Here is a 24,638-nt window from a genome sequence, read left to right as displayed (position 1 = left end):
GTCGGGGCGAATTTGAACGACAGGAACGACAAAGAATCCTTTATTCGCGGAGAGCGCACGCGTTTTGGCAGGCGTGAGCGCGTTGCGCTCCATCGCATGCCGTCCGCACAGACCAGCGATCCCCATATCGTTCACACGCGCCCCCATCACAGGCTTCCGCATGCCTGTGCCCGGTTGTTTCTGTTCACCGTTCTTGTCCTCGCCATTTTGTGCGCTGTTGCGTTCTATATCATCGAAAGCGGCTCTCTGGACCGTTTTCTGGCCGCAAAGGCCAATGAGCAGATCGGTACGGCCATGCCGGAAGGCTATAGCGCGCGCGTCGATGCGGCAGCGTTACGGCTGGGCGCCGGGCTGTCGCTCAGGCTCAATGTCAGCGGTGTGAACCTGATCGGGCCGAACGAAAAGCAGCTTGCTTCCATCGGCGTTCTCAGTTTTGCGATTGATCCGGTCAGTCTCGCGGGCGGCCAGATTTCCGTCAGTTCGGTTCGCGCCGATGATATCGATGTCGATTCTTCGGCTTTGCCCTCGACCGGTACCTTCAGCCTGACGGACCATCGCGTTGACAGCCTGCCGGTTCTGGTCGAGCAGATTTTCTCGCGGACCGATTTTGCGCGGGGGATACTCAGGGCTGCCGAAACCCGGTCGATCCGGCTGAGCAATATTGCCTTTCCCGTTGGCAGCGCGTCTCCGGGGAAAAACGTCTCTGTCGATATTCGCGACATCAATCTGAACCTGCTGCCGGATGACGTCCTGCGAATTGACGGCGAGGTTTCGCTTGACGATACGGTGACCGGTTTCTCACTCGAGGCGATTGCCGAACGCGGCCGCACCAAAAGCCTCCAGGCCGAGGTCCGCAATGTCGGGCTGACGCCGTTTCTGCTGCGCAAGGACCAGGATGGCGATGCCGTCCTGGGCGTCGAGGGAACGGCCGATATGGCGATTGCGCTGACGCGTGCAGCCCCGGATGGACTGCCGGGTGTGGTTGCCGAAGTGGAAGTGCCGGACGGCCGCTTCGTTGCCGATTCGATTGCGCGTCCGTTTTCCGATGCGCGCCTCAACCTGACCTACGATACAGCCAAGCAGTCGATCGAACTGACTGATTCTTCGATTGATTTCGACGGAAGCCGATTCCCCTTCACCGCAGGGATACTGGATCTCGACCGGTTCAGGCCCAATGCCGAGGAGGCGGGGTATGCGCTTGACGTTCTGGTGCGCGGCGGTCGGTTCAAATCGCGCGAACCGGGCCTGCCGCCACTGATCTTCGATGCCAAGTTTACCGGCGAATATCAGTCGGAAAATCCGCGGCTGTTGCTCGATGATATCGCCGTCAGTTCACCGCAGGGCATCATGGCAGCCTCGTTCAAGGCCGTTTTCGGCGATGCCAGCCCGGAACTCAGCTTCGGTGCGCGGATCGAACGCATGGATACCGAGGCGGTCAAGCAGCTGTGGCCGTTCTGGATTGCGCGCAAACCGCGCGAATGGGTCAGCAAGAACCTGCATGGCGGCGTGGTGACCAATGGCGATATCGCCGTCTACCTGCCGGAAGGGCGTCTGGAGGGACCGGGTATTCCGGTCAATCTCGATGAAACCGAACTCAACATCGCCTTTGACATCGACGACACCCGCATCACGCTCAACAACAAGTTTCCCGACGTCAACCAGAGCGATGCCCGGGTGAAAATCAATGGCGGCAGCGTCGATGTCGATATCGAGGAGGGCGCCATAACGGTCGGCAAGGGGCAGACCCTCACACTGAGCGAGGGGACTTTCGCAATCGCCGACAGCCATACCAAGCCGCTGATCGGGCAGATGGATGTCGTGCTTTCCGGTTCGCTTGGCAATCTTGTCACGCTCGCCGCAGCACCGCCGATCAATGCGCTAAAGGGTACGGATTTTACCCCCGACGATTTCACCGGGATAGCCGATGTCAACGTCAAGGCGAGTTTCCCGCTTGATGTGCCCGGGCCGCTGCCGCCGAGCTGGAGTGTGGTTGCGGATGTGAAGGAGGGCAAACTGGAAAAGCCGGTCAGCGGTTATGCGGTTTCCGATCTTGCCGGCCTGCTGGAGGTGATTCCCGATCGTCTCGCCTTCGAAGGTGCGGGAAGCGCCAATGGTGTGCCGCTCGATATCAAGTGGAGCATGCCGCTGGGAGCAGGGGACGGCGCGGAAACGGCGCTCTGGCTTGCCGCAGATCTTGATGACAGCCAGCGTGAAAAACTTGCGCCCGGCCTCGGCAGCTATGTCAGCGGCCCGATTGCGATGACGATGGAGAATGAGGATGACGGCAGCCTGGTCACGCTTGATCTGAAGCGCACGGTTCTGTCTCTGCCGTGGCTGGGATGGGAAAAGCCAAGCGGTGTGCCGGCCACATTGTCTTTCCATCTTCGCAATGCCGAAAACGACGTGACCGTGCTTGATGATCTGCAGCTCACAGGGAGTGGATTGTCAGCCCGGGGGCAGGTCAAGATCGACAAGGACGGTCTGCTGTCGACCACGTTGACCCATGTCGCGCTGTCGGAGGGCGACGATATCAATGTCGCCATCCAGCGTGAGCAGAGCGGTCTCGACGTTGTCGTCACCGGCCGGAGCCTCATGGCGAACCCGCTGCTCGACAATCTGATTGCAGGCAACGGCAATACGGGCGGCGGCCCGGCGGCAGGCGGTACAGGCGATGCCCGCGTTCATTTCGATATCGCCCGTGTCTCCGGCGGGGGCGGCCGCCAGCTCTCCGGCGTTGCCGGCGATCTTGTGGTGCGGCGCGGCGATCTTGCCTCCGGTTCGCTTTCGGCGACAACGGCGACGGGGCAGCCCGTCATCGTCGATCTTGGTGCCGAAGATGGCGCCAAGACCGTTTCCGTCAGAACCTCGGGCACCGGTTCGCTGCTGCGCTTTCTCGGTGTTTACCAGAAGATGACCGGGGGCACGCTCGATCTCAACATGATCGAAACCAGCGCCGGCTGGCATGGCCTGCTCAACCTTGCAGAATTCCGCCTGCTCAACGAAGAACAGCTGAAGCAGCTGCTGTCCTCGCCGACAGGCGCCAATGGCAAGAGCCTGAATGCCACCTACAGCAACCAGATCAACGAGACCGAACAGCGTTTCCAGCGGGCTCAGGCCGTGATCGATCTGTCCGACGGGGTTCTGCAGGTTTCCGATGCCTTTGTCCGGGGTGATCAGGTGGGCGCGACCTTCAAGGGCGTGGTGCGGGATGCCGCCGGCAATATCGACATGACAGGCACCTTCATGCCGGCCTATGGACTGAACCGGATCTTTGCGGAAATTCCGCTTTTCGGGCCGCTGCTCGGCAACGGGAACGACAAGGGCCTGTTCGGGATTACCTTCAAGCTGACCGGAAAGACCGCCGACCCCGATCTGGTGGTCAACCCGCTTTCCGCCATCGCGCCCGGCGTGTTCCGCAAGATCTTCGAGTTTCAGTAGAAAACCCTGCGGGGCGCGTTGCCGCGCCGCCGCCTCCTGTCCCGCCGGTCAAAGCCACGATGCGTCCTGTTGTCTTGCTGTCTTACCAGCGGACGCTGAGGCCGATATTGCCGCCGAATGCATAGGAGTCCCCGAAACTTTCCAGACCGGAGGCAAGGCTGATTTCCCCGTATACGACATATTTGCTGTCGTCCCACTGATAGGTGCCGCCGAAGCCGATTTCGCCGGTCCAGTCGTCAAGCTCCGACGTCAGGTTCGCCTGCGAGACGCGGACCTCGGTGTCATCGCTGAAGTCGTGATAGACATTGATGATGCCGTAGCCGCTGCTCCGCCTTGTCTCGCCCATCGCGTCGGTCCAGACCGATTCCCTGTCCAGCATCAGGCCGATGCGGCCCAGAAGCTGATCGCCACTGCGCAGCGAAATCTGTGAGCCGAGACTGTCGGTGAAATCGTCAAAATCGATTGCTGAATATTGCAACTGGGCTTGCGGCGTCAGGGTCAGCTTGTCCTGAAGGGCAATCCGCTGGCCCGCTTCGATGGACAGGCCGTATCCGAAAGCCGAAGCGCCGCTTTCAAACACCCCGTCGCGTTTGGTCTCCAAGTCGGAATCATACCAGGTCAGTTCGGCCTGGCCATCGGCATAAAAGCCGTTGAGACCATACCAGGTCAGTGTTCCGCCGAAGCCGTAGCCATTGGTGTCGATCGATCCATCGCCGGAGGGGGAGGATGTATCGGTCGCACCGTGGACATAATGCGCGGTGATGCCGCCGATCAGCCTGCCGTCGGCGGTGTCGGCCAACAGCCCGTCGACGCCGGCATCCAGCTCGAAACGGTCCAGATCATAGGTGGTGCCGGTGGAGGATGCCGTCGGGTCAACGTGACTGCGGGCGCCGCCGATCCTGCCCCAGACGCTGCTTTGGCCGATCACCGGAACGCCGGTGTCGGTCACCGGGAAGGGGGCCTCGTCGTCTTCCGGGCTTTCCGAATAGGCTGTGACGGTCGCAGGGCTTGCGCTGTCGTCATTCCAGTAGCGGTTGCCGACGCGGGTGTTGAGCGAGCTCATCCGTGAAAGAGACAGAAGCACCTGCGGGTAGACTTCATATAGCGAAGCCGCAGGCGCAAACCTGCCGGTGTTTTGAAGAACGAATGTGCCGTTTTCGAAATCCAGATTATAGAGATAGGCGCCGAGTTCGGCATCCCCGCCTTCAAGCAGGAAGGAGTCCGGTGTGCCGCTGCCGTCGGTAACCGTTACCAGTTGCCATTTGGAATCCGGGCCGGGCAACACATCGGTGTAGACGGGGCTGACCTGGATATAGGAGGAGCCGCTGCCGACATGCCCGACGGTCAGGTTGTCGGCGCTTCCGGTGTCCGGGTCGATATCCATCAGCAATGTGCCATTGCCCGAATAGGTGCCGCTGACCGTCAGAAGGTCGCCTGCAGCGCCGTCCTGCATGCTCAAGGTGCCGTCATTGCGCAGATTGCCGGAGACCGATGACTGGTTGGCGAAGTTCACTGTGCTGTCTGAAATCTGGATGTTGCCCGCAAACGCCGTCCTGTCGCCAAGGGTAACGCGGCTTTTGTCAGTGAAAGAGCTGTCGCCGCCCACGAAAAAGCCATTGCCAGCCGTAAAGGTGCCGCCGCTGACCCTGGCGTTTCCGGTCAAGGACGCGCCATCGCCGAAGGTAACGGCGCTGTTGACGGAAGAAAGATCGCCGTCAAGCGTGGTGCCGGAGGCAAGATCGACCGTGCTGTTTTCCGTTGCCGTCAGGTTGCTGGCAATCGTGGCATCGGGATCGAAATGCAGCGAAGACCGGTTCAGGAATATCCCGTTTCCGTCAGTCCGGGAGACACTCCAGCTGCTGCCCGAAACGGTGAAATCGGAATCCTGCAAGGTGATCTTCTCCCAGTGCGTCACAAGGCCGGCGTCTGTCGAGACCGTCAGGCCCTGCAGCGTCAGTTCATCCTGCTGCGGTCCGTCGTCCTGATGGACAGGCATGCCGTTGATCCAGTCATACGAGGCGCCGGTAATCTCCTGGGTGCCGTCATATTCGCTGGCGGAAATAATGATGGTGTCCGAACCGCCGCCGCCGGCCACATAACCGGGGGCGTCTTCCGTGCCGATGGAGCCCGATTTCCATTCAATCAGGTCGTCGCTGACCGTGTCGTCAATCGGATTGCCCTGGAAGAGGACCGCCGAATCGCCGGTCACGCCTTCACCGATGGTCGCGCCGTCGATGACAATGTGGTCTGCGCCTTTCTCGCCCAGAACGGATCGCCCGACGCTGCCTGACAGGAGATAGATTTCGTCTGCGTCATCTTCCGAACCGAGATCCCAGCCGCCACGCAGAAAGCCGGTCACTTCGGTGCCATCCAGGGTGATGATATCGTTTCCGCCGCCGCCGTTGATTGTCTGCGCGGTGCCTCCGTAGAGGGAGACGGAATCGCGATCGCCGCTGCCGGAATAAACGCCCAGCGTTCCGCCATTCATCACCAGCGTATCGCCGCCGGACGCCCGCTGATTGTCATAGGCATGGCCGATACGCCCGACGCTGCCGCCATTGATGGTGAAGTGATCAACACCGCCATCGTCGCGGATATAATCGACCTCTCCGCTTTCGACGGTCACCGTGTCGTTGCCGCTGCCCAGTTGCAGTAGTCCTGACAGATGTGCGTCTTCGGTAACGATAACCGAATTGTTTCCATCGCCCATGTCGAGGCTCGTATGAAAGGCGCGTGTCCTGTTCACGCCGATAACGGCATTGCCGCCGAGATGGACGGTATTGTCACCATCCCCCATGACCACGATGCCGTAGGTCTTCGCGTTCCCCGTCATGATCAGCGTATCATTGCCGTCGCCCATATTGATCGCGTTGGCGTTGCCGGCGTTGGATTGTCCAACTGTCGCGCCGCCGCCTATGGTAACGCTGTCATCACCATCAAGCGTGCGGATCGTTTTGACGGCGACATTGTCCTCGACATTCACGGTGTCGTTGAAGTCACCGGTTGATACCGGCGTATCGGACGGATCATTGGATGTATTGCAGGTCACGGTGACGGCCTCGGTTGCAGGGTTGCCGTTGACAAGGCAGCCTGCCGCATTCGCCTCGCCGTGTTCGATAAACAGCAGTGTTGCCGCTAGTGCGAGCGGCGATGCCGTCAGTATGGCCTGATGCTTCAGGCGGGTTCTCTCTGGCTTCGCAGTTTTCACGTAATGTCCCCCGGATTGGTGAAGTGAAAATACCCTCTGCGCGCGCCCTCCAAGGATTGTCTTTCTGTATTCTTATATTTCCTTCGTATTTGTATGGGTAAAACCACATTTTGAATAAATCAACATCATTTGTAATATTAAATTGTATATTACTTTTATTTATACTTTTGTTTTTAAGTAAAATATAAAATAAAAAATCCCGATCGCGAGACCGGGATTCTTGTCGTCCATCCTGATTTTAATGAGCCGTCTGAACGGCTTCGATTCAGACCGGCTTGATCAGAATGTGCTTTTTCTTGCCGAGCGAGAGCTTGATGACGCCGTCTTCGGTGATGGCATCGGTGCCGACGGCCATGCGCTCGTCGGAGACGCCCTTGTCGTTGAGCTTCACCGCGCCGCCCTTGATGTGACGGCGGGCTTCGCCGTTGGAGCCGGCAAGGCCTGCCTGGACCAGAAGCGTGAGAATGCCGATCCCGGCCTCAATGTCCGATGCGGCGATCTCGACGGTCGGAAGATTGGCCGCAAGCGCGCCTTCCTCGAAGGTCTTGCGCGCCGTCTCGGCCGCCTCTTCAGCCGCCTGACGACCATGCAGCATGGCGGTCACTTCGGTGGCGAGGATTTTCTTGACCTCGTTGATCTCGGAACCGCCGAGAGCTGAGAGGCGTGTGACCTCGTCCATCGGCAGGGTGGTGTAGAGCTTCAGGAAACGACCGACATCGGCGTCTTCGGTGTTGCGCCAGAACTGCCAGAAATCGTAAGGCCCCAGCATGTCCGGATTGAGCCAGATGGCGCCATTGGCGGATTTGCCCATCTTGGCGCCGGAAGCCGTGGTCAGAAGCGGCGCCGTCAGGGCGTAAAGCTGCGGCGCGTCCATGCGGTGGCCGAGATCGATGCCGTTGACGATATTGCCCCACTGGTCCGAACCGCCCATCTGCAGGCGGCAGCCATAATTCCTGTAAAGCTCGACGAAGTCGTAGGCCTGCAGGATCATGTAGTTGAATTCGAGGAAGGACAGCGACTGCTCGCGGTCGAGCCGCGTCTTCACGCTCTCGAACGACAGCATGCGGTTGACCGAGAAATGACGGCCGACATCGCGCAGGAATTCCAGGTAGTTGATGTCGCGCAGCCATTCGGCATTGTTGATCATCAGCGCCGGTACATCGGCGCGGTCATAATCGATGTAATTGGCGAAGACGCGCTGGATCGAGGCAATATTGTCCTCGATCATGTCGACAGTCATCAGCTTGCGGGCCTCGTCCTTGAAGGACGGGTCGCCGACCATGCCGGTGCCGCCGCCCATCAGCGAAATCGGCCGGTGACCGGTCTTCTGGAACCAGTGCAGCATCATGATCTGGATCAGCGAGCCGGCATGCAGGCTCGGCGCGGTCGGATCGAAGCCGATATAGGCCGTCACCTGCTCCTTCGACAGAAGGTCATCAAGGCCGGTTTCATCGGAGATCTGCTGGATGAAACCGCGCTCGGAAAGTGTGTGCAGGAATTCGGATTTGAACTTCGACATGGATCTATCTTCGGTTGCTTGAATGCGGACGCGCGGCCTTTAGCACGGTTTTTCGTTCGTGTGCACCTGTTTTGGCAGCCGAACGCCACCTATTGCCTGACAGTCTCGGGTAATTCGGGCATTCCGGAGCGGCTTTTGCGCTTCCCGCGCCTGAAGGCGGGCGGGGTATTTCCCGGACACGGCAAACAGAAACCGTATCAACACCCGATCAAGCCTTGCACGCCATGCGGATCGTAATCGGCAACACGATCAAGCTCGCGCATTCTGCCTTTCGCCGGCTTCCGGCAGCGCTGCGCGCAATGTGGCGATGCGGTCGAGGACGGCCTGTCGGCGATGATCGAGATCGGCGCGCAACCGGTCGATATGGTCGAGCTTGTCCTGCAGCTGGGCGATACCGCCCGCGCAGGGGCCTGATCCTTCGTCGGAAAGACAGGCCGCCATCAGGCGCACCTCGCGGGTGGAAAATCCGGTTTCGATAAGGTCGCGGATGCGGGCGGCGCGGCGCAGATCCGCATCGCTGTAAATGCGATATCCGTTTTCCGATCGGCGGGCGTCCATGAGGCCCGCATTTTCATAGTGGCGCAACATCCGTTGCGTGATCCCGAGCGTTTCTGCGGCTTCCTTGATCTGCATGTCTGCTTCTTCCAGCACTGGAGCGGCGCCTTTGCGGCCGCCTTCAACATTGACACAGATGTTAATGTCCGGCCTTGAAGTCAAGGGATCACGCATCCGGTTTTGCGGCGCTGGCCCGGCAATGTCAGCCGCGCTGAGACCAGCCGCCATCCACCGTGATGATCTGGCCGGTGACCCATGCATTGGCCGAACCGCCCAGATGCAATATCCACGGCGCGATATCGTTCGTCTCGCCGCGGCGGCCGAGCGGGATCTGCGCCGCCTCCTGTTGCTCGACCGAAGCCGCCATTTCCGGCGTGAGCCCCATCATGCCCGTCAATGCGTTGCTCTTGACCGGGCCGGGGGCAACCGCGTTCACGCGGATGCCATCGGCGGCGAGTTCCACGGCCCAGGAACGGGTCAGGTGTTCAAGCGCTGCCTTGGTGGCGGCATAATGCGCCAGCATCGGCGCGGCGCGGGCGGAAACGGCGGTGGTGATGTTGACGATGGCGCCTCTGGTTTCCCGCAATGCCGGAACCGCTTCTTTCACCAGCAGGGACGGGGCCATGATGTTGACGGCGTTGAATTCGGTGAGCGTTTCCGCGTCATAGGCGTCGATCGGCAATGGCTTGCCGGCGCCGGCATTGTTGACGACCAGATCGAGCCGGCCCCAGCGGCTGAGCGCGGCTTTGACAATGCGGGCCGCGCTTGCGGGATCGCTGCTGCCGGCCTGAACGGCGGCAATCCGGTCATTGGCGCCGACAATGGCATCGAGCCGCGCCTGATTGCGGCCTGTTATGACGACATTTGCGCCGCGTTCGACCAGCGCCAGTGCGGTGGCCTTTCCGATGCCGGCGCTGCCGCCCGTTACGATGGCAATTTTGCCCTGCCAGTCATTTGCTTCAAACATGTTTTCAAACCTTTCCGTGAGCCGGTCCTGCATGCCTGCATGACCATGGAACGGCAGCGCTATCCCCTTGACACTAGTGTCAAGGTCAAGAGGGAAAACGCAGGAAAGGAAAACCGGCGGGATCGGTGATGATCCCGCCGGCTGCTGATTTGGTGATACGGTGCGGCTTCGGCCTTTATCGCGCAAAAGGCTTGCAGGCCGTTGGCAGCGTCAGGTGAAAATCACCTGATCCGCTTCGGCGCCGGTTCGGGGACGAGTTCACCGTCCAGGCGGCGGTCGAGATAGTCCTCGCATTCGGCGAGCAGGTCCTCGTTGCGGCCGGAGAAAAAGTGGTTGGCGCCCGGCACCACCTTCTGGGTGATCAGAATGCCCTTCTGGGTCTTCAGCTTTTCGACCAGGCCGTTGACGTCGCGCTGCGGCGAAACCTTGTCGGCGTCGCCATGGATGATCAGGCCGGAAGAGGGGCAGGGGGCCAGGAACGAGAAGTCGTAGATGTTCGGCTGCGGCGAAATCGACATGAAGCCCTCGATCTCCGGCCGGCGCATCAGAAGCTGCATGCCGATCCACGAGCCGAAGGAATAGCCGGCGACCCAGCAATTCTTCGAATCGGGGTGCAGGCTCTGCACCCAGTCGAGCGCTGCCGCCGCATCCGAAAGTTCGCCCGAGCCATGGTCGAATTCGCCCTGGCTGCGGCCGATGCCGCGGAAATTGAAGCGCAGCGTGGTAAAGCCGCGCTTCTGGAACATGTAGAAGAGCTCGTAGACGATCGGGTTGTTCATCGTGCCGCCGAAACGCGGATGCGGATGGAGGACGATGGCGATCGGGGCGTTCTTCTCCTTGGACGGCTGGTAGCGGCCTTCAAGGCGACCGGCCGGTCCGTTGAAAATCACTTCAGGCATTGGCTCTCCGGAAAAATCGGTTCAAACTTTCAAGACCGCTTGCGCAAGTCGCATTGACTTGACTAATTGGCTCAGCTTTCTTAAAAAGCAGTTTAGAATGGTTCGAAAAACAGAAGTCATCTCTTGCTGAAGGCTCAAATAGGCCAAGCAGAGCAGTGATTTCAAGGAAAATGCGTCGTGGGCCGCCATTGCCTGCCGAAATAAGGCCGTTATGAGCACCGACAGGATATATCTTGACTGGAATGCGACTGCGAAGCTTCTGCCGGAAGCTCGCGCCGCTGTGCTCGAGGCCATGGATCTTGCCGGAAACCCGTCATCCGTTCACCGGGAAGGGCGGGCTGCGCGTGCGGCCATTGATAAAGCCCGCCGGCAGGTGGGCGAACTGGTTGGCGCTGCTGGCGAGCATGTGGTCTTTACCTCCGGTGCGACCGAGGCGGCCAATGCCGTTTTGACGCCGGATTTCCGCATGGGCCGCAGCCCGGTGCGTCTCGGTGGTCTTTATGTGTCCGCAATCGAGCATCCGGCCGTTCATGAGGGTGGGCGTTTTCCCGCCGAAATGCGCCATGAAATTCCCGTAAGCGCGGATGGCGTTGTCAGGCTCGATGCGCTGGAACAACTGCTGGCCGGCCACAAGGCTGAGGCCGGGCTTCCGATGGTTGCGATCATGCTGGTCAACAGCGAGACTGGCATCGTCCAGCCGGTGGCAGAAGCGGCGAAAATCGTGCATGCCCATGGCGGTCTTCTGGTGGTCGATGCGGTGCAGGCCGCCGGTCGCATTCCCGTCTCACCGGAAGCGCTCGACGTCGATTTTCTGATCGTCTCGTCGCACAAGATCGGCGGTCCCAAGGGTGTCGGCGCGCTTGTCTCACGCGGCGAAACGCTGATGCCGGCGCCGCTGGTGCGTGGCGGCGGCCACGAGAAAGGCCACCGCTCCGGCACGGAAAATATTGCCGGCATCATCGGCTTTGGCGCCGCCGCTGCCTTTGCTGCCGACGGGTTCGATGAACGCAATGCACGCATTGCAGCCCTCAGGGAGCGGCTGGAGACCGGTATGCGCAAGGCCGCGCCCGACGTCGTCATTTATGGCGAAAACACCGAACGCGTTGCCAATACCTGCGCTTTCACCCTGCCGGGCCTGAAGGCGGAAACCGGCCAGATCGCCTTCGATCTGGAAGGGATCGCGCTTTCGGCAGGCTCTGCCTGTTCATCCGGCAAGGTTGGTGAAAGCCATGTGCTGAAGGCCATGGGCCGCGATCCGCGCCTGGGGGCGCTGCGCATCTCGCTTGGCTGGTCGACAACGCAGGAAGATATCGACAGGGCAATCGACGCTTTTGCGAAGATTGCCGGTCGCAGGAAGCTGTCGGACGCAGCAGCCTGAAGAATTGACAAAACGCAGGCTGGACGGGGTGCAAATCCCGCCAGCTTTGATTACATAAAGCGGTATAGCCGCTTTGGTACACGTGAACCGCCGGGCCTTGAACCCGGTCATGAGTGGAGTGAACATATGGTTGCCGTTAAGGAAACCGTCGATCAGGTTGCCGAGATCGACGTCGATCAGTACAAATACGGTTTCGAAACGATGATTGAAGTGGACAAGGCGCCCAAGGGCCTGTCCGAGGACATCATCCGTTTCATTTCCCACAAGAAGGGGGAGCCCGACTGGATGCTGGAATGGCGTCTGGCCGCCTATCAGCGCTGGCTCAATATGGAAGAGCCGAGCTGGGCGCGGGTGAGCTACCCGAAAATCGATTTCAACGACCTCTACTATTATGCTGCGCCGAAATCGGTCAGCGGCCCGAAAACGCTGGACGAGGTCGACCCGGAATTGCTGGCGACCTACGAGAAGCTCGGTATTCCGCTGCAGGAGCAGGAAATCCTGGCGGGCGTCGAAGACAAGCAGCACCAGTCCAATAGGGTTGCCGTCGATGCCGTGTTCGACTCGGTCTCGGTCGTCACCACCTTCAAGAAGGAACTCGCCAAGGCCGGCGTGATCTTCATGTCGATTTCGGAGGCGATCCGCGAATATCCGGATCTTGTGAAGAAATATCTGGGCTCGGTCGTGCCGCGCGCTGACAATTTCTATGCCGCTCTGAATTCGGCGGTGTTTACCGATGGCTCCTTCGTCTTCGTGCCCAAGGGCGTTCGCTGCCCGATGGAGCTTTCGACCTATTTCCGCATCAACGAGAAGAACACCGGCCAGTTCGAGCGCACGCTGATCATCGCCGAAGAAGGGGCTTACGTCTCCTATCTGGAAGGCTGCACCGCGCCGCAGCGCGATGAAAACCAGCTTCACGCCGCCGTTGTCGAACTGGTGGCGCTGGATGATGCCGAGATCAAGTATTCCACGGTCCAGAACTGGTTCCCCGGCGATGCCGAGGGCAAGGGCGGCATCTACAACTTCGTCACCAAGCGCGGCGATTGCCGGGGCGACAATTCCAAGATTTCCTGGACCCAGGTCGAGACCGGTTCGGCGATCACCTGGAAATATCCCTCCTGCCTGCTGCGCGGCGACAATTCCCGCGGCGAGTTCTACTCGATTGCCGTTTCCAACGGCCATCAGCAGATCGACTCGGGCACCAAGATGACCCATCTCGGCAAGAACACGTCGAGCCGGATCATCTCCAAGGGCATTTCGGCGGGCTTTTCCAACAATACCTATCGCGGTCAGGTCGCAGCCCACCGCAAGGCGGAAAACGCGCGCAACTTCACCCAGTGCGACAGCCTGCTGATCGGCGACAAATGCGGCGCGCATACCGTGCCCTATATCGAGGCCGGCAATTCATCGGCCCGCTTCGAACACGAGGCGACAACCTCGAAGATTTCCGAGGATCAGCTGTTCTACTGCATGCAGCGCGGCATTCCCGAAGAAGAGGCAATCGCCCTGATCGTCAACGGTTTCGTCCGCGAAGTCATTCAGGAACTGCCGATGGAGTTTGCCGTCGAGGCACAGAAGCTGATCGGGATTTCGCTGGAAGGCTCTGTGGGCTAGCACGTTCGGCAACGCCGGCCGTCTTGCGCTGAGCCTGCCCGCCCGCCGCGTCATCCTCGGGCTTGACCCGAGGATCCATTCCGCAAGTGCCGGAAAAGTGTGCGGAGCGGATCGGGAAAAACGGCGCAAGGGCGAACACAGTATGGGGTTTTCTCGTGCTGAAATGTGATTTGGATCCTCGGGTCAAGCCCGAGGATGACGCAGAACAAGGGGCAAGCGGCAGTGACGGCCGCGCCCGAGAGAGATTGACAGCGACTGTTTTGCCTACTGTTTCGGGATCTGCCCGGAGACGCCAAAACCGGTCGCCTGCTGAAGGATACGACAAATGCTTGAAATCAAGAACCTGCACGCACGCATTGCCGAGGATGGCACGGAAATCATCAAGGGTCTGAACCTGACGATCCAGGATGGTGAAGTGGCTGCGATCATGGGGCCGAACGGCTCCGGCAAGTCGACGCTGTCCTATATTCTCGCCGGCCGCGAGGATTATGAGGTGACCGAAGGCGAGATCATCTATAACGGCGAAAACATTCTGGAACTCGACGCCGCTGAACGCGCCGCCAAGGGCGTGTTCCTGGCCTTCCAGTATCCGGTGGAAATTCCCGGTGTGGCCACCATGCAGTTCCTGAAGGTGGCGATCAACGAGCAGCGCAAGGCGCGCGGCGAGGGCGAGCTTTCCACCCCGGACTTCATGCGCAAGGTCAAGGAAGCCTCCGCCGAGCTGAAGATCGACTATGAGATGCTGAAACGGCCGCTCAATGTCGGCTTTTCCGGCGGTGAGAAGAAGCGCGCGGAAATCCTGCAGATGGCGCTGCTGGAGCCGAAACTCTGCGTCATGGACGAGACCGATTCAGGGCTTGATATCGATGCGCTGAAGATCGTTGCCGATGGCGTCAATGCGCTGCGCGCGCCGGATCGTTCGGTGATGGTCATCACCCATTACCAGCGTCTGCTCGACTATATCGTGCCGGATACGGTTCATGTGCTCTACAAGGGCCAGATCATCAAGACCGGCGGCAAGGAACTGGCGCATGAGCTGGAGGCCAACGGCTACGCCGATATCATCGGCGAAGCGGCCTGAGGCCGGGAGACGGACGCGATGAACATGCAAAAACAGATCACGCTGACAGCGGCGGAAGAAGCGCTGGTGGCCTCCTTCGGCCGGCTTGCGGGCTCACTGCCGGGCAATGCCGAGGTGACGACCGAGCGCGACCGGCTGGCCGGCGAACTGCGCTCAAACGGCCTGCCGACCCGCCGCGTTGAAGCCTGGCACTATACCGATCTGCGCAATCTCCTGCGCACCGTGCCCGAGGGCAGCGGCGAGGCGGTCAACGCGCTTTCCCCGCTTCTGCCGGGCAGTGCGGTTTTGCCGCTGGTGCAGGGCCGTGCAAGCCATATCCCGGCAATCGACGGCGTTTCCGGCGGCAATACCGCCGATGCGCTTGCAAACGGCGATACCGCCGTGCGGCTTGAACTGGCGCACAAGGATGACGCCATCGGGCGCATCAACGGCGCCTTGATGAGTGACGGCTATATCCTCGATATCGCCGAGGGAACGACGCTTGCCGAACCGCTGGAAATACAGTCGGTTCATGACGGCGGCCAGGTGCATAACCGCAATCGCATCGATGTGGGTGAGGGCGTCTCCGGCATGCTGGTCGAGCGCCATGTCGCGCCGCAGGGCGATGCAGCGCTGGTCAGTTCGCTGACGTCGCTGTCGCTCGGCAAGGATGCGGAAATCACCTATGTCGTCATGCAGCAGCAGGGCGCGGAAGATTCCCATCTCGGCAAGCTCAGGATCGAACTTGGCGAAAATGCCCGGCTGAAGCTTCTGATCGTCAACGCCGGCGGCAAGCTGGTGCGTCATGAAATCGACTGCACGGTAAACGGCGAGGGCGCGGACCTGACCCTGCGCGGCGTCAACCTTCTGGGCGGCGAAACGCACACCGACATCACCTTCGATCTCGGCCATAACGTGCCGAACACGACATCGACGGAAGTCGTTCGCAATGTCGTGTTCGACAAGGCGCGCGGCGTGTTCCAGGGGCTGATCCGGGTTGCTCAGGACGCCCAGAAAACCGACGCCAAGATGAGCTGCAACACGTTGCTGATGAGCGACTTCGGTACGTTCTCGGCCAAGCCCGAGCTTGAAATCTTTGCCGATGACGTTCAGTGCGGCCATGGCGCGACGGTCACGGATATCGATCCGAACCATCTTTATTACCTGATGGCGCGCGGCATTCCGCGTAAGGTGGCCGAGGGCCTGCTGATCAACGCATTCGTTGCTGAAGTCGTCGAGGAACTCGACAACGAGCAGCTCTCCGAGGCTGTCGAGGCGATCATCACCGACTGGCTCGACCGGCACGAATAGGCGGCAGGCGCTCTTTGCGCCTTCCTGCGGCAATTTTCCGCCCGCCAGCCCGGGTGGCGTTCACGGCTTCCGACGATCGGAGGCCACAGACGGAGTTCAGGGCAATGGATGCTCAGGTTACAGGTTACGACGTCGAAAAGGTCAGGCAGGATTTTCCGATCCTGTCGCGTACGGTTCATGATGGAAAACCGCTTGTCTATCTCGACAACGGCGCGTCGGCGCAAAAGCCGCAGGTCGTCATCGACACGGTTGCCAATGCCTATGCGCATGAATACGCCAATGTGCACCGGGGCCTGCATTTTCTGTCAAACGCGGCAACCGATGCCTATGAAGCCGCGCGCGAAAAGGTGCGCGCCTTTCTCAATGCCGGTTCGGTCAACGAGATCGTCTTCACCCGCAACACCACCGAAGCCATCAACACGGTGGCTTACGGCTGGGCGATGGAAAATCTTGGCGAAGGCGACGAGATCGTCATCTCGATCATGGAGCACCACTCCAACATCGTGCCCTGGCACTTCCTGCGCGAACGCAAGGGCGTGAAACTGGTCTGGGCGCCGGTGGACGAGGATGGCGAATTCCACCTCGAAGACTTCGAAAAATGCCTGACCGAGCGCACCAAACTGGTCGCCATCACCCAGATGTCGAATGCGCTCGGCACCATTGTCGATGTCAAGGAAGTGACCCGGATTGCCCATGAACGCGACATTCCGGTGCTGGTCGACGGTTCGCAGGGCGCCGTCCATCTGCCGGTCGATGTGCGCGATATCGGCTGCGACTGGTATGTGATGACCGGCCACAAGCTTTACGGTCCGTCGGGCATCGGCGTGCTTTACGGCACGTTCGATCGCCTGTCAGAGATGCGCCCGTTCCAGGGCGGCGGCGAGATGATCTCCGACGTTTTCGAGGATCGCGTCACCTATGCCGAACCGCCGCATCGCTTCGAGGCGGGAACGCCGCCAATCGTGCAGGCTATTGGATTGGGCGTTGCCCTTGACTATATGCAAGGCATCGGCCGTGCGGCGATTGCCGCGCACGAGGCGGATTTGACGGCCTATGCGCGCGAGCAGCTTTCGCATGTGAATGCGTTGAGGGTGATCGGCAATGCGGAAAGAAAGGGCAGCATCTTTTCCTTCGCCATCGAAGGTGTGCATGCCCACGATATTTCGACGATCATCGACCGTCGCGGTGTTGCTGTGCGCGCGGGCACCCATTGCGCGCAGCCGCTTCTGACCCGGTTCGGAGTGACATCGACCTGCCGGGCCTCGTTCGGCCTTTACAATACGCGTGCGGAAGTGGATGCCCTGGTTGAGGCGCTCGATTACGCGCGAACCTTCTTTGCCTGAGCCTAGGAGAATGGCATGAGTGTTGAAGAAAACGCAGAAACGGCATCGGCCGAGACCGGTTCCTCCATTCCTCCCGAGGAGCTTGCCCGGCTCTCCGATGATATCATTTCTGCGCTGAAGACGGTTTACGACCCGGAAATTCCGGCCGATATCTTCGAACTCGGCCTGATCTACAGGATCGATGTCGATGACGACCGGATGGTGCGGATCGACATGACGCTGACGGCGCCCGGCTGCCCCGTCGCAGGCGAAATGCCGGCCTGGGTGGAAAATGCGGTCAGCACGGTCGAGGGGGTTTCCGGCGTCGAGGTTGAGATGACATTCGATCCGCCGTGGACGCCGGACCGGATGTCCGAAGAAGCAAAGATCGCCGTCGGCTGGTATTGACGGCGGCTAAGCGTACTGATGCAATAGACTTCGAACGCCGGGCCTTTAACCCGGATGTTGATGGAGAATGAAATGGGCTTTCAAGTCATCACGCTGACTGAAGCAGCAGCAAACCGTGTCAACGAGATCGTCGCCAATTCCGGGCCGGATGCGCGCGGCATCCGCGTTGCGATCAAGAAGGGCGGCTGCGCGGGCATGGAATATACCGTGGACCTGGTCACCGCCGATAATGTCGCTGACAAGGACGACCATGTCGAACTGAATGGCGCGACGGTCTGGGTCGATCCCGCCGCCTCGCTCTATCTGCTCGGCACGGTCATGGATTTCGAGGTCACCAAGCTCAGGACCGGTTTCGTCTTCAAGAACCCGAACGAGACATCGGCCTGCGGCTGCGGCGAATCCGTCGAACTGCAAGCGGCAGACCTTGCCGAACTGGCCAAGGCCCGCGAAACCGCGGCACATTGACGGCCGGCGGTCTCAGCCTTTGAGGCCGTCATATTGTATCACGCAGATTTTCTCGCAAGTGCCGTTCTCCTCCGGGATTGTGTAGCTGCAGGAGATGTAGAGCGTTCCGTCGATCCCCTCCGTGATTGACGGGGCCTCGATCCGGCCGCCGCTCGCCTGTTCGAGGCATACGGGTTCAAGCCAGGTCAGCGGCATGTTGTTGCGCTCCGATGAGGTGCCGAAAAAGCCCACACTGAGATGAAGGCTCCGGCCGTCCTCATCGGGCGTGTAGACGACGGCGAAGGCCCCCAGCGACGGGTCGAAGCGCGAATGCTTTAGCGACAGCGCCGCAAGACCGGCGTCATGGTTTTTGATCTCGGGGTTGAGAACCGGCACGGCAGGAGACCATGTGAGCCCGTAATCGCAGGATTCGCTGACAGCCACCCGGTTGAGGTAGAGGTCCGGTGCTTTGGTTCTGAGAAAGGCGGTCAGCTTGCCTGACGGCCGCTGAACGATGCATGGCTCGACGGTACCGCGGCCGGGGATCGGCGTTTGCGCATAGTCCCAGCTCACCCCGTCATCATCCGAATAAAACACGACCGAAAGGCCGATCGCGTCGGAATGGACCGGAAGCAGCAGGCGCTCGGCCCCGTCTTTCAGGCGGATTTTCTGTGGTTGGCTCCGTGTCCGCCAGCCCCGTTCATAGCGGTCCGGACTGAACATGTTGAACACCGTCAGCCGCATCACGACCATGGTGTAGGTGTCGTAGACCGTATAGAGAAACACGATGAGCGTGTTTCGCCGCAGATGCGCCTGAAATGCATCGAAGAACCGGGCAATATCTGAAAATCTGCGCAATCGGTCCAGGATCGGGGCGATGTCCGGATGGTCCTCCGACAACTGGTGCTTCACATCCTTGAGATAGGTGTTGTCGAAGTCCCTGATCTCTGTGATCAGACTGTCGATGATCGCGTCGACAGCGTCGGTATCGATATCCGGCGCGCTGAGGTTTCGCCCGTTTTCGGCGCTGAATGACGGTGCCATTTCGAAGCTCTTGCGCGGCTCGAACGTCACGTTCAAAAGCGGCCAGGCATTGGGGCAGAGGATTGTCATGGCAGCGAGAAAATCATCGCTGCTGACCGTCGCGGTCACAGGCTCACCGTCGACGGGCGTTTTCCATCGCACCGAATGAACGCTCTCGAACTGGTTGGAGACGCTTCCGCTGCGCATGCGAAGCTGGGAACTGGCCGGGGTTCCGTCACTGGTCATCTGCCAGAACAGCAGCATTTTGCCGTCGTCACTGTGAAATGCCGGGTTCGTGGCGGGGCAATTGGGAATGGTGCCGTCTTCACCATTGTCGGCAATCCTCGTCAGCGGCCGCCAGACATAATCCGCAGGGTCCGTCGAAGATGCGTAGATGGCGGAATAGTCGCCGCCGGCTGTGCTGTGTGACCAGGACACAAACAGATTTTCACCGAGAAACGAAATGTTGCTGCCGCGATTTCCGGATTTCCAGAACGCATCGCTTTCCCCCTCAACGAATATTAATTTTGTATCGTTCCCCATGACGATTTACCTGTAGTATAAATTTCGGATATATATGTATAAATTGAATATTAAGATTAATAAAGCTTGTTTTGACTTATTTTATACATGTATTTTGATTTAATTTGTTTAAGGCGAATTGAAATTTGGAACCACAGCGGTGTATCAGCGCCGTCAGTGGGTGCAGAATGGCGGCACTGCGGGATGCGTTCGCCGGCCGCGTTGTGGCGCGTGATCTCCCTGTCTTCGGCTGCGATTTCTGATAGTGTCGCCGGTGATCGGAATGTGGCGGATGAGGTGAAAGGCGATGCTGATCGTGCTGTTCTTGAAGGCGGTGCTGCTTGGCCTCGCTATTGCCGCTCCGGTTGGACCGATCGGGGCGCTTTGCATCAACCGTGCCCTGACGCGCGGGTTCTGGGTCGGCGTTTCCGGTGGGCTTGGCACAGCGCTGGCCGATGCCTCATACGGAGCGCTGGCAGCGCTTGGCTTTGCCGCGTTTTCAGCCGTTCTGGCCAAAATCTCCATGCCGATGGCGATTGGCGGCGGCGTATTCCTGATTTTTCTCGGCTGGCGGGAAATGCGGCAGACGGGTGCGAAGCCTGCGGCTGAAACCGCCGGGGCAGGCGACCTTCTCAAAACGACCGCGATGACCTACGTGCTGACGATCGCCAATCCGGTGACGCTATTATCCTTCGTCGCCATCTTCGCCGGTTTCGGCCTTTCCAATGCCGGCGGCGGTATTGCGCCGGCAATTGTCGTTGCCGGGGTTTTTACCGGCTCGCTGTTGTGGTGGATTTTCCTGAGCGGTCTGGTCGCCGCCATCCGTCATTGCCTGCCGAAGGAATTTGCCCGCTGGGTCGCACGCATTTCCGGCGGTATTCTGATCGGCTTCGGCATGGTCGCGATCTCGTCGGCCTTCGCCTGACATCATGAGGAAACCCGGACTGCAGGAGCCCGGGTTTCAGCATTTTATCTTCGAAGTCGAAATGTCACTTCGGCGAAATCATCAGTTCCGGACGGACGATCTCGTCATATTCCTCGCCGCTCACAAGACCCGTCGCCAGCGCTTCCTCGCGCAGCGTGGTGTTGTTCTTGTGCGCGGTCTTGGCGATCTTGGCGGCGTTGTCGTAGCCGATCTTCGGCGCAAGCGCGGTCACCAGCATCAGCGAGCGTTCGACACCGGCCTTGATGTTGTCTTCCCGTGCCTTGATGCCGACGACGCAATTGTCGGTGAAGGAGCGGGCGGCATCGCCCAGAAGCTGGACCGACTGCAGGAAGTTGTAGGCCATCATCGGATTATAGACGTTGAGCTCGAACTGGCCCTGGCTGCCGGCAAAGCCGATCGCTGCCTGATTGCCGGCGATATGGGCGCAGACTTGGGTCATCGCCTCGTTCTGGGTCGGATTGACCTTGCCGGGCATGATCGAGGAGCCGGGTTCGTTTTCCGGCAGCGCCAGTTCGCCGAGGCCGGAACGCGGGCCGGAGGCGAGGTAACGGATGTCGTTGGCGATCTTGAAGCAGGCCATCGCGGCTGCATTGATGGCGCCATGGGCAAACACCATTGCGTCATGGGCGGCCAGAACCTCGAACTTGTTCGGCGCGGTGACGAAGGGCAGGCCGGTAATTTCCGCAACTTCTTCGGCCACCTTTTCGGCAAAGCCGACCGGCGCGTTGAGGCCCGTGCCGACGGCGGTGCCGCCCTGGGCAAGCTGGTAAAGGCCCGGAAGCGTCAGTTCGAGGCGGGCGATCGCGGAGGCGACCTGTGCGGTGTAGCCGGAAAACTCCTGGCCGAGCGTCAGCGGCGTTGCATCCTGGGTATGGGTGCGGCCGATCTTGATGATGTCGGCGAACTCCTGCTGCTTGGCGGCAAGCGCTTCCTGCAGATGTTTCAGGTTCGGCAGCAGGTGGTGCACGATCTGCTCGGCGCAGGCGATGTGCATCGCCGTCGGATAGGTGTCGTTGGACGACTGGCTCATATTGCAGTGATCATTGGGGTGGACGGGCTTTTTTGAGCCCATCTCGCCGCCGAGCATTTCAATGGCGCGGTTGGAGATCACTTCATTGGCGTTCATGTTCGACTGCGTACCCGAGCCGGTCTGCCAGACGACCAGCGGAAAATGGTCATCAAGTTTGCCGTCGATCACTTCCTGCGCGGCATCGACAATCGCATTGCCGATTTCGGGTGAAAGCCGACCAAGCGCCATATTGGCTTTTGCCGCCGCCTGCTTGACGATGCCGAGCGCGCGGACCACGGAAAGCGGCTGCTTTTCCCAGCCGATCTTGAAATTGCCGAGCGAGCGCTGGGCCTGCGCGCCCCAGTAGCGGTCGGCGGCCACTTCGATCGGGCCGAAAGTGTCGGTTTCTGTGCGGGTATCAGTCATGTTTTCTCCACCTCAGTGCAACGGCCCGTCCATGGGGCACACTTGAAAGACGTCATGCCGGAAAAGCGTGGCTATGCCATCGCGCGGTCAAGGCCGATCTGTCAACAAGCCGCGTCAACTTATTCGATTTAGGTTGCTTTTGGTTGACCGAAGCGCGGGTGGATCGACACAGAAACGCCGCTTTCGGGGTCGAATTGCTTAATGCGCTGTTAAGCCTCTGCTGATATATTTCAAAAAATGGCGATCCCACCCGGAACCTGAGATGGGAGTGTTGTTTTTTACCAACACAACAGCGTCCGTCTCGCCCGATAGCAGAATTGTTATTGGAGGGTTCCGCACGATATGGGTAAGGTGGTCTCAAATCATGATTTTATGTCAAACGGGGTGAAAAATTGCGCAACAATCTTCTAGTTCGCGTCTCATCGGTAGCCATGGCTGCTGCGATATCGGCTGCATTCGTGCCGGCATCGGCCAATGCGCTGACCCTGATGGATATTCTGCGCGGTCGCGACAAGGAGGCCGACCGGGCCCCTGTCGTCCAGCCGCAGGCGCCACAGCAGCAGACGCAACGTACATATTCGGTCCCGAAGGTGGCGCCGCCCAAATATTATACCTACAAGGCTGATTCGATGCGCTACATCGCCATCAGCGAAATTCAGGACCCCGTTGTGACCGGTTCGATCTCTCCCGAGACGAACGACGTGACTGACGAGCAGCCGAACACCGAAGTTGCCGCGCTTGATCCCGATACCATGACCGATGCGGCGTCCACCGAGACCATGGTTGCCATCGGCGAGAACGATCCGCGTCAGTACCTGACCGATGCCCGGGTGAAGGCCGTCGATGATGTCGCCGTCGCAATCGAGGATTATTACGCCAATGGCGGAGACCTGATCTGGGTTGCCGATGGCGATGTTGCGCCCAAGGCGCAGGCTGCACTTGATACGCTGGCCGATGCTGACGCCTGGGGCCTCGATCCCGATGATTACACGGTCAACATGCCCGATCTGGCGCTTGCAGCCGATGATGCGGCGCGCGAGGCAGAACTGATGCGCTTCGAACTGGCGCTGTCCGCACGCGTTCTGACCTACATGCAGGACGCCAAGCGCGGCCGTGTCGACCCGAACCGGATTTCGGAATTCCACGACCTGCAGCGCAATCCCGTTGACCTTGAAGAGGCCATCGATGCCCTCGGCAACGCCGAAAACGTCGCGGGCCTGATGGAAAGCTACAATCCGCAGAGCGAGCGTTTTCAGGAGCTGAAGACCGCGCTTGAGGAACTGCGCGCCGATCATGAATATGTCGAGCCGATCGTCTTCCGTCGCGGCAACTACATTCATCCCGGCGAGACCGACGAGGATGTGCCGAATCTGATCAAGGCGATCAAGCGCAAGAGCACCGACGCCTTCATCCAGGATCATGCGGAGGTATTCGACGCCTATGACGGCGGAACCGAATACACGCCGGAACTGGTCGAACTGGTCCGTGACTTCCAGGACGTTCAGGGCCTCTATGTCGACGGTGTCGTCGGTCCGAAGACAATCTCTTCGTTTGATGTCGAGACCAATGACGACCGCGCCCGCAAGGTGGTCGCGGCGATGGAGCGTCTGCGCTGGCTGCCGGACGATTTCGGCCCGCGCTATGTGTTCATCAACCAGCCGGCCTACCGCGTCTATTATCATGACGACAATGGCGAGAACTTCGACATGCGCGTCGTGGTCGGTAACCCGCGCAACCAGACCTATTTCTTCCGTGACGAGATCCAGACCGTGGAATTCAACCCCTATTGGGGCCTCCCGCGCTCGATTGTCGTCAACGAATATCTGCCGAAGCTGCGGGCCAACCCGTCCTATTTCGACCAGATCGGTTATGAGGTGAGCTATAATGGCCGCCGGGTTTCGTCGGCCTCGGTCAACTGGGCAGCGGCTCCGATGGTCGACGTGCGCCAGCCCCCTGGTGAGCGCAACGCGCTTGGCCAGCTGAAGATCCTGTTCCCGAACGACCATGCGATCTACATGCACGACACCCCGCAGAAGAGCTATTTCCAGCGTGATGTACGCGCCCTCAGCCATGGTTGTGTGCGTCTGGCCGATCCGAAGAAAATGGCCGCCGCCGTTCTGGGTGTGCCGCAATCCGATGTCGATGACTATATCGCAACGGGGCAGAACACGCCCGTCGACGTGCCGGAACAGTTCCCGGTCTATATCAGCTATTTCACAGCCTGGCCGGATGCCACCGGCGACATCCAGTACTATGACGACGTTTACGACCGCGACATGTATCTGGACCGCGCATTTGCGGCGGAAAGCAAGGCACGCAAGGCAAACAGCTGATCGCTTTCAGCTTCGATCGATTGATAAAAAAGGCGCGTCCGGCTTTCCGGGCGCGCCTTAATTTATTGACAAACCTATCCTTTTTACGGGCGTCATCCTCGGGCTTGTCCCGAGGATCTAACTACCGCTCAGCACGAGCGGCGTTGGTGGTTCGTGATAGATTGTTTTAAATTGATTTTTTCCCGATACGCTTGTCGCGTTCATGCGTGCTTAGACCCTCGGGACAAGCCCGAGGGTGACGAAGGAGAGTGGGGCGAGA

The 24,638-nt window shown here is 59.8% G+C and carries 17 protein-coding genes; 10 read left to right on the top strand and 7 right to left on the bottom strand.

All coding sequences use genetic code 11. The features are described 5' to 3' along the window. The first annotated feature begins 12 nt into the window (after positions 1–12). Complete coding sequence (locus ACHZCU_RS20925; protein ID WP_319520398.1) at positions 13–3,438, top strand: DUF3971 domain-containing protein; 3,426 nt, start codon at positions 13–15, stop codon at positions 3,436–3,438. A gap of 82 nt (positions 3,439–3,520) precedes the next feature. Here the strand turns inward: ACHZCU_RS20925 and ACHZCU_RS20920 are convergent, their stop codons facing one another. The 5 genes from ACHZCU_RS20920 to ACHZCU_RS20900 form a co-directional block, all read right to left on the bottom strand. Next, positions 3,521–6,646 (bottom strand): autotransporter outer membrane beta-barrel domain-containing protein, encoded by a 3,126-nt coding sequence (locus ACHZCU_RS20920; RefSeq protein WP_319520397.1) that lies wholly within the window; start codon positions 6,644–6,646, stop codon positions 3,521–3,523. Between the two features lie 265 nt (positions 6,647–6,911). Then, the gene (gene tyrS / locus ACHZCU_RS20915) at positions 6,912–8,165 is read right to left on the bottom strand and encodes a tyrosine--tRNA ligase (protein WP_319520396.1); all 1,254 of its coding nucleotides are present in this window, start codon (positions 8,163–8,165) and stop codon (positions 6,912–6,914) included. Between the two features lie 249 nt (positions 8,166–8,414). Further along, positions 8,415–8,816, bottom strand: coding sequence for a MerR family transcriptional regulator (locus ACHZCU_RS20910; protein ID WP_319520395.1), 402 nt, complete (start codon positions 8,814–8,816; stop codon positions 8,415–8,417). 106 nt (positions 8,817–8,922) lie between these two features. Continuing rightward, positions 8,923–9,687, bottom strand: a complete 765-nt coding sequence (locus ACHZCU_RS20905; RefSeq protein ID WP_319520394.1) for an SDR family oxidoreductase — start codon at positions 9,685–9,687, stop codon at positions 8,923–8,925. Between the two features lie 221 nt (positions 9,688–9,908). After that, entirely contained in the window at positions 9,909–10,586 is a 678-nt protein-coding gene (locus ACHZCU_RS20900; protein ID WP_106304792.1) for an alpha/beta hydrolase, read from the bottom strand. Positions 10,587–10,797: 211 nt separating this feature from the next. Between ACHZCU_RS20900 and ACHZCU_RS20895 the strand changes: the two genes are divergently transcribed. The 7 genes from ACHZCU_RS20895 (at position 10,798) to sufA (ending at position 18,141) form a co-directional block, all read left to right on the top strand. Next, the gene (locus ACHZCU_RS20895; protein ID WP_319520393.1) at positions 10,798–11,964 is read left to right on the top strand and encodes a cysteine desulfurase family protein; all 1,167 of its coding nucleotides are present in this window, start codon (positions 10,798–10,800) and stop codon (positions 11,962–11,964) included. Between the two features lie 126 nt (positions 11,965–12,090). Beyond that, positions 12,091–13,575, top strand: coding sequence for a Fe-S cluster assembly protein SufB (sufB, locus tag ACHZCU_RS20890; RefSeq protein WP_106304786.1), 1,485 nt, complete (start codon positions 12,091–12,093; stop codon positions 13,573–13,575). Positions 13,576–13,900: 325 nt separating this feature from the next. Continuing rightward, entirely contained in the window at positions 13,901–14,656 is a 756-nt protein-coding gene (gene sufC, locus ACHZCU_RS20885; protein ID WP_106304783.1) for a Fe-S cluster assembly ATPase SufC, read from the top strand. Between the two features lie 18 nt (positions 14,657–14,674). After that, positions 14,675–15,946: a Fe-S cluster assembly protein SufD gene (gene sufD, locus ACHZCU_RS20880; protein WP_319520392.1), complete on the top strand. Its 1,272-nt coding sequence runs from the start codon at positions 14,675–14,677 to the stop codon at positions 15,944–15,946. 104 nt (positions 15,947–16,050) lie between these two features. Beyond that, a complete protein-coding gene (locus tag ACHZCU_RS20875) occupies positions 16,051–17,289 on the top strand; it encodes a cysteine desulfurase (protein WP_319520391.1) in 1,239 nt (412 codons plus the stop codon). Positions 17,290–17,304: 15 nt separating this feature from the next. Further along, complete coding sequence (locus ACHZCU_RS20870; RefSeq protein WP_319520390.1) at positions 17,305–17,676, top strand: SUF system Fe-S cluster assembly protein; 372 nt, start codon at positions 17,305–17,307, stop codon at positions 17,674–17,676. A gap of 72 nt (positions 17,677–17,748) precedes the next feature. Further along, positions 17,749–18,141 (top strand): Fe-S cluster assembly scaffold SufA, encoded by a 393-nt coding sequence (sufA, locus tag ACHZCU_RS20865; protein WP_319520389.1) that lies wholly within the window; start codon positions 17,749–17,751, stop codon positions 18,139–18,141. 12 nt (positions 18,142–18,153) lie between these two features. On the opposite strand, the gene ACHZCU_RS20860 is transcribed toward sufA, so the two are convergent. Then, a complete protein-coding gene (locus tag ACHZCU_RS20860) occupies positions 18,154–19,686 on the bottom strand; it encodes an exo-alpha-sialidase (protein ID WP_319520388.1) in 1,533 nt (510 codons plus the stop codon). A 286-nt stretch (positions 19,687–19,972) separates the two neighbouring features. Between ACHZCU_RS20860 and ACHZCU_RS20855 the strand changes: the two genes are divergently transcribed. Further along, on the top strand, positions 19,973–20,590 hold the full coding sequence (locus tag ACHZCU_RS20855) for a LysE family transporter (RefSeq protein WP_319520387.1): 618 nt from the start codon (positions 19,973–19,975) through the stop codon (positions 20,588–20,590). A 64-nt stretch (positions 20,591–20,654) separates the two neighbouring features. Here the strand turns inward: ACHZCU_RS20855 and fumC are convergent, their stop codons facing one another. After that, positions 20,655–22,046, bottom strand: coding sequence for a class II fumarate hydratase (gene fumC / locus ACHZCU_RS20850; RefSeq protein ID WP_319520386.1), 1,392 nt, complete (start codon positions 22,044–22,046; stop codon positions 20,655–20,657). A gap of 431 nt (positions 22,047–22,477) precedes the next feature. Between fumC and ACHZCU_RS20845 the strand changes: the two genes are divergently transcribed. Further along, on the top strand, positions 22,478–24,379 hold the full coding sequence (locus ACHZCU_RS20845) for a L,D-transpeptidase family protein (RefSeq protein WP_319520385.1): 1,902 nt from the start codon (positions 22,478–22,480) through the stop codon (positions 24,377–24,379). Positions 24,380–24,638 lie beyond the last annotated feature (259 nt).

The sequence above is a fragment of the uncultured Martelella sp. genome, assembly GCF_963677965.2.
GTDB classification, from domain to species: Bacteria; Pseudomonadota; Alphaproteobacteria; order Rhizobiales; family Rhizobiaceae; genus Martelella; species Martelella mangrovi.
Note: the sequence above shows the minus strand (reverse complement) of the source record. Positions and strands in the feature narration are given on the sequence as shown.